Origin of the sequence: Streptomonospora halophila (genome assembly GCF_039542725.1) — a bacterium.
Lineage (GTDB): Bacteria > Actinomycetota > Actinomycetes > Streptosporangiales > Streptosporangiaceae > Streptomonospora > Streptomonospora halophila.
The window spans coordinates 58,791-68,007 of record NZ_BAABIK010000010.1; the positions used below are offsets into that span (position 1 = coordinate 58,791).

A 9,217-nucleotide genomic window follows, 5' to 3' on the forward strand; every position below is an offset into this window, starting at 1 on the left:
CCCTCGGCCGGTCCGCCGCCGGCACGGCGGACGGCCTCCCGGGTGGAGGCGCCGTCGGGCCGATCGACCGGTTCGATGACAGCGGATCGTCGCCGACGCCGGCGGCTCCCGCAGCAGCACGTCCTCAGCGCTGGACCACCGCAGCATTCGTGCGCGCGATGCCCGCGGCCGAAACCACATCGTCGGCCGCGGTCCGCTCGCAGCCGCGTTCGGCGAACAGCTCGGTCACCGTTCGACGCGGCCTGGTGGGTCGTCGCCCGCCGCGCGGGCTCGCGTGCTCCCGGGCTCGGACGGCCGCGGGTCGGTACGCCCGCCCATCGGTCCACGCGCAGGCGGTGCCTCCGGCCCCGCCCTCCGTCCCCCGTCGATCCGCACGTTCGGGGGCTCCGGCGCACGGCCGGTCAGCGGCGCCCGTGGTAGTTGGGGGCCTCGACGGTCATCTGCACGTCGTGGGGGTGGCTCTCCTTCAGCCCCGCCGACGTGACCTGCATCAGCTGCCCGTTATCACGCAGGTCGCCGACGGTGCGGGCGCCCGCGTACCACATCGACTGGCGCAGGCCGCCGATGAGCTGGTGGGCCACCGCCTCCAGCGGACCGCGGTAGGGCACCTGGCCCTCGACTCCCTCGGGGATGAGCTTCTCCTCGGTGGCGACGTCGGCCTGGGAGTAGCGGTCCTTGGAGTAGGAGCGCCCGCGCATCGCGCCCAGCGACCCCATGCCGCGGTAGGTCTTGAACTGCTTGCCGTTGATGAAGACGAGCTCGCCGGGGCTCTCCTCGACTCCGGCCAGCAGGCTGCCCAGCATCACCGTGCTCGCGCCGGCGACGATCGCCTTGGCTATGTCGCCGGAGAACTGCAGCCCGCCGTCGGCGATGACCGGCACCTGGGCGGGGCCGGCGGCCTTGGAGGCCTCCATCACGGCGGTGACCTGCGGAGCGCCGACCCCCGCGACTACACGCGTGGTGCAGATGGAGCCGGGGCCCACGCCCACCTTGACCGCGTCGGCGCCGGCGTCGATCAGGGTCTGGGCGCCGGCGCGGGTGGCGATGTTGCCGGCGACGACATCGGCGGAGGAGTTGGCCTTGAGCTTGGCGATCATCTCGGCCACGCCGGAGGAGTGGCCGTGCGCGGTGTCGACGACGACGAAGTCGGCGCCCGCTTCGACCAGCGCACGCGCGCGCACCTCGGACTCGGCGCCGACGCCGACCGCGGCGCCGACCACCAGGCGGCCGTCGGCGTCCTTGGTGGCGTCGGGGAACTGCTCGCTCTTGATGAAGTCCTTGACGGTGATCAGCCCGCGCAGCCGGCCCTGGGAGTCGACAAGCGGCAGCTTCTCGACCTTGTTCTCGCGCAGCAGTCGGAAGGCGTCCTCGCGGCTCACCCCCACCGGCGCGGTGACCAGCGGCATCGCCGTCATGACCTCGTGCACCGAGCGCTGGCGGTTCAGCTCGAAGCGCATGTCGCGGTTGGTGACGATGCCCAGCAGCCGGCCGTCGTCGTCGGTGACCGGAGCCCCGGAGATGCGGTAGTGGGCGCTGAGCGCCTCGACGTCGGCCAGGGTGTCGTCGGGCTTGCAGGTGACCGGGTCGGTGACCATGCCGGCCTCGGACCGCTTGACCAGGTCGACCTGGCCGGCCTGGGCCTCGACTGAGAGGTTGCGGTGCAGCACCCCGGCGCCGCCCTGGCGGGCCATGGCCACGGCGGTGCGGGCCTCGGTGACCGTGTCCATCGCCGCGGACAGTAGCGGGATGCGCAGTTCGATGTTGCGCGAGAGCCTGCTGGTGGTGTCGGCCTCGCCGGGCTGCATGTCCGAGTAGGACGGGACCAGCAGGACGTCGTCGTAGGTCAGCCCCGGCGGCAGAACTTTGCCGCCGTCCCCCGTGAACAGCTGCGTCATATCTCTTCCCAACCACTCGCGCGTATCGTTTCATCCTAGAACCGCCGAGAGGGGGCGCGGAGCGGAACGGTCGCGGCCGCACCCGCCCGGTGGCGATCCTCACAGCGCGGGGCGGGCCGGGAACACGCGCCGCGGCGCCGCGGATGCGCAGGGGCGACGAGTGCCCGGTGCGCGGACGGCGGCGATCCGGCGCGCGGCTCGGCACGCCCGCGCAACACCATGGCAGGCCGGCGGGCCGGAACGTGACAGCGTGCGAAGCGCGAAGCGCACCGGCGGCGGGGCGGGACGAGGGCGGCCGGGGGACGCGTGCGGCGCGGGGCGGCGCCGCTGGAACGCGGGGGCGGCGCGCAGGCGCGGCTCAGATCAGCCGGTTGGCCGTGGCGACCTTGCGCAGGCGGGCGAGGGCGCGGTGCTGTGCCACGCGCACGGCTCCGGGGGACATGCCCAGCGCATGCCCGGTCTCGTCGGCGGAGAGCCCGGCGATGACCCGCATCAGCAGCAGGCGGCGCTGCTGCTCGGGCAGCTCGTCGAGCAGCGCGCGGGCCCGTTCGGCCTCGGCGGTGCGCACGGCCGCCTCCTCGGGGCCGGGGCCGTCGTCGGGGCAGTCGGGCACGGTGTCGGTGGGCACGTCGGCGCGGGTGGAGCGGCGCAGCGCGTCCGCGACCTTGTTCGAGGCGATCTTGAAGACGAACGCCGCGAAGGGGCGCCCCTTGTCCTCGTAGCGCGGCAGCGCGGCGAGCAGCGCGATGCACACCTCCTGGGCGACGTCGTCGGAGTGGTGGACGTAGCCCGAGACACGCGAGAGCTTGGCGCGGCAGTAGCGCAGCACCATGGGCCGGACTTCGCGGATGAGAGAGTCCACCGCGCCGTCGTCACCCTGGACGGCCAGCGAGGTCAGGTAGTTCAGTTCCGTCTCGTTCGCTCTGCGCAGGGCCTCGGCTCGGCTCGCGAGCGCGCCCCCCGCTGCGCGTAGATCCGCCACGTAACGCATCATGCCCCGCTGTGCGGGTTTACACGTCACCAAGTGCGGCTACAGAATGATCACATTTGGCGGAAAAGCCCGATAAGTGACGCGAGTCCCGTGCTGAAATCCGGGTCGCGATGGTAAAGGACGACCCCGCGCCCGCAGGTGTGCGGACGCGGGGTCGGGCCGCGGAGAGCCGCCCGCAGGGGCGGTCCGGCGCGGCCGGGGCCGTGCCGTCAGTGCGCCGTCAGGGTGTCGGTCGGCCTCAGTGGCCGTGACCGTGCCCCTGGCCGCCCTCGGAGTCCTCCTCCTCGGGCTTGTCGACGACGAGCGCCTCGGTCGTCAGCAGCATGCCGGCGATGGAGGCCGCGTTCTGCACCGCGGAGCGGGTGACCTTGACCGGGTCGATGATGCCGGCCGCCATCAGGTCGCCGTAGGCGCCGGTGGAGGCGTTGTAACCCTGGCCGAACGGCAGCTCGGAGATGCGGTAGGTCACGACGTAGCCCTCGGCGCCGCCGTTCTCGGCGATCCAGCGGGCCGGCTCCACCAGGGAGTCGCGCACGATCTTCACGCCGGTGGCCTCGTCGCCGGTCAGGCCGAGGTCGTCGAGCTGCGCGGCGGCGTGCACCAGGGAGGCGCCGCCGCCGGCGACGATGCCCTCCTCGATCGCGGCGCGGGTGGCCGAGATCGCGTCCTCCAGGCGGTGCTTCTTCTCCTTGAGCTCGACCTCGGTGGCCGCGCCGACGCGCAGCACAGAGACGCCGCCGGCCAGCTTGGCCAGGCGCTCCTGCAGCTTCTCGCGGTCCCAGTCGGAGTCGCTGTTCTCGATCTCCTTGCGGATCTGGGCGACCCGGTCGTCGACCTCGCTCTGCTCGCCCTTGCCGTCGACGATGGTGGTGTCGTCCTTGGTGACGGTCACGCGGCGGGCGCTGCCCAGCACGTCGACGTCGGCGTTCTCCAGGGTCAGGCCGACCTCTTCGGCGATGACCTGGCCGCCGGTCAGGGTCGCGATGTCCTGCAGCATCGCCTTGCGGCGCTCGCCGAAGCCGGGAGCCTTGACCGCGGCGACGTCGAGGGCGCCGCGGATCTTGTTGAGGACCAGCGCGCCCAGCGCGTCGCCCTCGATGTCCTCGGCGATGATCAGCAGCGGCTTCTTGCTCTGGACCACCTTCTCCAGCAGCGGGAGCAGGTCGTTGAGGCTGGAGATCTTGCCCTGGTTGATCAGGATGAGGGCGTCGTCCAGGACCACCTCCTGGCGCTCCTGGTCGGTGACGAAGTAGGGCGAGACGTAGCCCTTGTCGAACTGCATGCCCTCGGTGAAGTCGAGGTCGAGGCCCATGGTGGGGGCCTCCTCGACGGTGATGACGCCGTCCTTGCCGACCTTGTCGAAGGCCTCCGCGATCATGTCGCCGATCTGGGCGTCCTGGGCGGAGTTGGTGGCGACGTAGGCGATGTCCTCGCGCTCGCCGACTTCGCGGGCGCGCTCGCTCAGCAGGTCGGCGACCTTCTGCGCGGCGGCGTCGATGCCCTTCTTGAGCGACATGGGCGAGGCGCCGGCGGCCACGCTGCGCAGGCCCTGGTGGACCAGCGCCTGGGCGAGCACGGTGGCGGTGGTGGTACCGTCGCCGGCCGCGTCGTTGGTCTTGGTCGCGACCTCCTTGACCAGCTGGGCCCCGAGGTTCTCGTAGGGGTCCTCCAGCTCGATCTCACGCGCGACGGTGACGCCGTCGTTCGTGATGGTGGGTGCGCCGAACTTCTTGTCGATGACGACGTTGCGGCCGCGCGGGCCGAGCGTCACCTTCACGGAGTTCGCTAGGCGGTCGACGCCGCGTTCGAGGGCGCGCCGGGCGTCGTCCTCGAATTCCAGGATCTTGGGCATGGTGAGCTTCCTCTATCCGTACGCCTACGGCGGCTAAGGAAAACCGCCCCGCCCGGCAGCGTGCCGGCCGGGGCGGAAAGGTTCGTCGACTGACGAGGGTTTACTTCTCGACGACCGCGAGCAGGTCGCGGGCGGAGAGGACGAGGTACTCCTCGTTGTCGTACTTGACCTCGGTGCCGCCGTACTTGCTGTACAGAACGACGTCGCCGACCTTGACGTCGAGCGGGATGCGGTTCTCGCCCTCGTCGTCCCAGCGGCCGGGGCCGACCGCGAGGACCTCGCCCTCCTGGGGCTTCTCCTTGGCGGTGTCAGGGATGACAAGGCCGGAGGCAGTGGTCTGCTCGGCTTCGAGGGTCTTGACGACGACGCGGTCCTCAAGCGGCTTGAGCACGGTCTTGGTGGCGGTCGACACGGTGGTGACCTCCCCCTTCGGGTTCGAAGATACGAAACTGCATGCTTGGCAAAGGGGCGACCACGGCGGCCTGCCGTCGCGGGTGCCAGACCGGCCTCGTCGCGATTAGCACTCTACCTTGGAGAGTGCCAGTATGGAACATTAGCCGGGCCCATAGGGCGCGTCAAACGACTGGTCACAAGGGAACACCTCAGAGGAACGGTGAACAAACGTGGTGTCCAGCGGGCAAACCGCGCCCGGCGCGGCCAAGGCGTTCGCGAGCCTTCTCACACCGGCGGGGGGCCGCGTGCTCGCGGCCGCCTCCGCGGCTCCCGACGACCCCCTGAAGGCGGCCACCGTCCTGCGCCGGGAGGCCGAGGAGGCGCTGGCCGCGCCCGAGGGGGCGGGCGGGGCCCCCGACGTCTCGCCGGCCGACCTCGCCGGCGCGGCGCTGACCCAGGTGCGGCTGCGCGAGCGGGCACGGCGGAAGTTCGGCGACCGGGCCCGACGCATGTACTTCACCGGGCCCGGCCTGGAGCAGGCCACCCGCCGGGTGGCCGCCGAGTACCGCGCCCGCCGGCTGGCCAGGGCGCTGGGGCCCGGAGCGCGGGTGGCCGACCTGGGCTGCGGCATCGGCGCCGACGCCGTCGCGATGGCCGAGGCGGGCCTGGAGGTGGAGGCGGTGGAGGCCGACCCGCTTACCGCCGCCGTCGCCGCCGCCAACGCCGTGGAGCTCGCGCCGGCCGGACGGATGCGCGTGCGCGAGGGGGACGCCGCCGCGGTCGACCCCGGCGGCCGCGACGCCGTCTTCTGCGACCCCGCCCGCCGGACGGCACGCGGCCGGGTCTTCGACCCCGACGCCTACTCCCCGTCCTGGGACCGCGTCCTGGATCTCGCCGCGCGTGCGCCGGCCTCCTGTGTGAAGGCCGCGCCCGGCATCCCGCACGAGCGCATCCCCGCAGGGGCCGCGGCCGAGTGGATCTCGGTGGACGGCGAGCTCAAGGAGACCGCGCTGTGGCAGGGTCTCGGCGGGAACTGGTCGCGGCGCGCCACGCTGCTGCGCGGCGACGGCTCGCATCCCGCGGCCCTGACCGCCGACCCCGGCGCCGCACCCGCGCCCGTCGCGCCGCCGGGGCGCTACCTCTACGAGCCCGACAACGCCGTGGTGCGCGCCCACCTCGTGGCCGAGGCCGCCGCCCTGGTCGGCGGCGCGCTGCTGGATCCCGACATCGCCTACATCACCTCCGACCACCTGGTCGCCACACCCCTGTGCCGCGCCTTCGAGGTGCACCGGACGATGCCGTTCTCCCTCAAGCGGCTGCGGGCCGAACTACGGGAAAGAGGGGCGGGGACAGTAACGATTAAGAAACGCGGATCGGCCGTGGAGGTGGACAAACTGCTCCGCGACCTCAGGCCGAGCGGCCCCGAATCCGCCGTCGTGGTGCTGACCCGCGTCGGGGACCGCCCCCTGTGCCTGGTGTGTTCCGAGGTCACAGCTTCACCGCAGACACCGTTCACCGAGCGGACATCGCGGACCTCTCACCACACGGGTGACTAAAGCGCCGATCAGTACTAGCGTGACGCAACAGATCGGTAGGCATCGATCCCCCGCCATTCCGCCCATTTTTGCCAGTTGAACACGGTGAACGAGGCACATGTCGTTAAACTGATCCCCGCTGAATCCCTTCTCCCTGTCCTGGATTCGACCGGCGACGCACCGGGGTGGTCGGCGGCGGCCGATCGGCCCGCTCTCTCCCTATGACACCGGGCGTCACCGCGCGTGGTCACCGCACCCCCGACCGTGACAGCGGCGACGCCAGCCACCGGCGCCGCGCCGGCGACCCAGGAGGACACCGCCCATCCACAGCCGACACGGGTGGGGGCGCCAGATCTTAAGGAGCACCTCGGTGGAACAGACCAACCACAACTTCCTCAACGGGGGAGGTCAGACCGGGATCTCCGACCGCATGCGGGACCTCCTCTCGCGGGCCGCCCAGGACCAGATGTCCGAGCAGAAGTCGCAGGGCGCGGTCAACGAGGAGATGCGCCAGCGCCTGGAAGGCATGGAGTGGCTGCTGCGCGAGTTCCGCGAACGCGAGTTCGCGACGCTCGCGGAGTCGGTCGCCGGCGTCCAGGCGCGGGTCGACGAGCTCTCGTCGCGCCCGCCGGAGTGGGCCGAGACCCTCGCCGAGCACATCGCGCTGGTCGGAGAACGCGTCAAGCCGCTGGCCGAGATGTCCGCGCTGCGGGCGGACATCCGCACCATCACCGGCCACCTCGACACCACACTCTCGCGCCTGCAGGAGCTCGCCGAGAACGGCGAGCAGGCCTCCGGGCGGATCGACGCGCTGACCGAGCGGGTCGAGAAGCTGGCCGCCGGCACCGAGGCGCGGTTCGGCCGGATCGACGAGGCCGTCGAGGGCCTGGCCGCCGGTTCCGCGGAGCTGCGCGAGTCGCTCTCCGCGCTCTCGGAGCGCCTGCAGGCCCAGCACGACAGCGCGGCGGACACCGCCGCCGAGCGGCACGAGGCCGTCACCGCCGCGATCGACAGCGGTCGCGAGACCCTCGCCGCGGCCGTCGAGCAGGGGCGCACGTCAATCGAGCAGGCCGTGACCGAGGGCCGCGAGAGCCTGGTGACCTCCATCGGCGAGAGCCACGACACCCTCGAGGCCGCCCTGCGCGAGCAGCACACGCGGCTCGGCGACAAGCTCGACGCCGCGACCGAGTCCCTGCGCGGCGCCACCGAGCAGAGCCGCGACGCCGTCAGCGGCGCGGTCTCGGAGGGCGTCGAGCGCCTCGACACCCGCGCCGACGAGCGCCACACCGCCCTCACCGAGGGCGTCGAGCGGCTGGACAGCTCCGCCGAGGAGCGCCACAACACGCTGCGCGAGGGCATCGAGCGCCTGGACGGCCAGGCGAGCGAGCGCCACACCGAGGTCACCTCGCAGCTCAGCGAGGGCGTCGCCCGCCTGAGCAACCAGGCCGAGGAGAACCACGCCGAGTCCACCGCAGCCGTGGCCGACGCCAACAGCGCCGTCGTCAAGCTCGCCGAGTCCACCGAGGAGCGCCTGGGCGAGATCCGCGCCCACGTGCGCGACCGGCTCGCCGAGCTGCACGAGCAGCTGGAGCTGCACCGGGCGGAGCTGCGCGAGCGCGACGAGCAGAACCGGGGCGAGCTGGCGGGCAAGCTGGACGAGACCGCCCAGGGCCTGCGCGCCAAGGCCGAGGAGGACCTGGCCGCCACGGCCGCCGAGCTGGCGCAGCTGCGCGGTTCGGTCGAGGAGCGCACCGGCGAGCTGCGCGAGTCCGTCGAGGCCCGCATCGCCGAGATGCGCGAGACCGTGGAGGAGCGCGTCGAGGCGCTGCGGCAGCAGGGCGACGAGCGCCACAGCTCGCTCACCGGCGCGGTCCAGGAGCAGCGCGCGGCCGTCGACGCCGGCCTGGAGCAGGCCCGCCAGGAGCTGGCCGAGCGGGTGGACCGCCACCTGGAGGCGATCAACGGCCAGTTCGAGCACGGGCTGGGCCGCCTCACCGACCGGTTCGACACCTTCGAGGGGCACTTCGACGGCAGCTTCGAGGGCGTCGAAGGCAAGATCGACGGGGTCGGCGGGCGGCTCGACGGCATCGAGGGCCGGGTCAACGGCGTCGAGGGCCAGTTCGAGGGCGTCAACGGCAAGATCGACGGGGTGGACGGCCGCCTGGAGGCCGTCGACGACCGGCTGGAGGCGCTCAACCAGCGCCTGGCCCAGCTCCCGGCCACCCTGGAGTTCAGCGAGGTGCACCGCCGCCTGACCGAGCTGCTGGAGCGCCCGGCGGTCGACCCCACCGAGAAGCTGGACGGCCTCGAAGGCCGGCTCAAGGAGGGCTTCGACCCGCTGCTGCGCGAGGTCCAGGCCCGCCCCGACCGCCACGAGTTCGACGAGGCCATCACCGAGGCCGTCGAGACCTCGCACGACGACATCACCAAGCGCCTGGCCGCGCTGGAGGAGACCATGCTCGCCCTCGCGGAGGCCCTCCTTCGCCCGGGCCGCGACGGCAAGAAGAAGCGCCGCCGCGACGAGGAGGACGAGGACGAGTAGCCCCCGCCG

General features: G+C 72.5%; 6 protein-coding genes. 2 read left to right on the plus strand and 4 right to left on the minus strand.

The window, feature by feature from the left end:
- Positions 1 to 401 precede the first annotated feature (401 nt).
- From guaB to groES, 4 genes are all read right to left on the minus strand, one after another.
- On the minus strand, positions 402 to 1,895 hold the full coding sequence (gene guaB / locus ABEA15_RS10615; RefSeq protein ID WP_345556501.1) for an IMP dehydrogenase: 1,494 nt from the start codon (positions 1,893 to 1,895) through the stop codon (positions 402 to 404).
- Positions 1,896 to 2,253: 358 nt separating this feature from the next.
- A complete protein-coding gene (locus ABEA15_RS10620) occupies positions 2,254 to 2,877 on the minus strand; it encodes a sigma-70 family RNA polymerase sigma factor (RefSeq protein WP_344142776.1) in 624 nt (207 codons plus the stop codon).
- A 247-nt stretch (positions 2,878 to 3,124) separates the two neighbouring features.
- Positions 3,125 to 4,738, minus strand: coding sequence for a chaperonin GroEL (groL, locus tag ABEA15_RS10625; protein WP_344142775.1), 1,614 nt, complete (start codon positions 4,736 to 4,738; stop codon positions 3,125 to 3,127).
- A 100-nt stretch (positions 4,739 to 4,838) separates the two neighbouring features.
- Positions 4,839 to 5,150: a co-chaperone GroES gene (groES, locus tag ABEA15_RS10630; protein WP_186356718.1), complete on the minus strand. Its 312-nt coding sequence runs from the start codon at positions 5,148 to 5,150 to the stop codon at positions 4,839 to 4,841.
- A 214-nt stretch (positions 5,151 to 5,364) separates the two neighbouring features.
- On the opposite strand from groES, the gene ABEA15_RS10635 reads away from it, so the two are divergent.
- Together ABEA15_RS10635 and ABEA15_RS10640 are read left to right on the plus strand one after the other, a co-directional pair.
- Positions 5,365 to 6,687, plus strand: a complete 1,323-nt coding sequence (locus tag ABEA15_RS10635) for a class I SAM-dependent methyltransferase (RefSeq protein ID WP_345556502.1) — start codon at positions 5,365 to 5,367, stop codon at positions 6,685 to 6,687.
- A gap of 349 nt (positions 6,688 to 7,036) precedes the next feature.
- Positions 7,037 to 9,208 carry an apolipoprotein A-IV repeat region-like domain-containing protein gene (locus ABEA15_RS10640; protein WP_345556503.1) on the plus strand — a complete coding sequence of 724 codons (2,172 nt, stop codon included), beginning with the start codon at positions 7,037 to 7,039 and terminating at the stop codon, positions 9,206 to 9,208.
- Positions 9,209 to 9,217 lie beyond the last annotated feature (9 nt).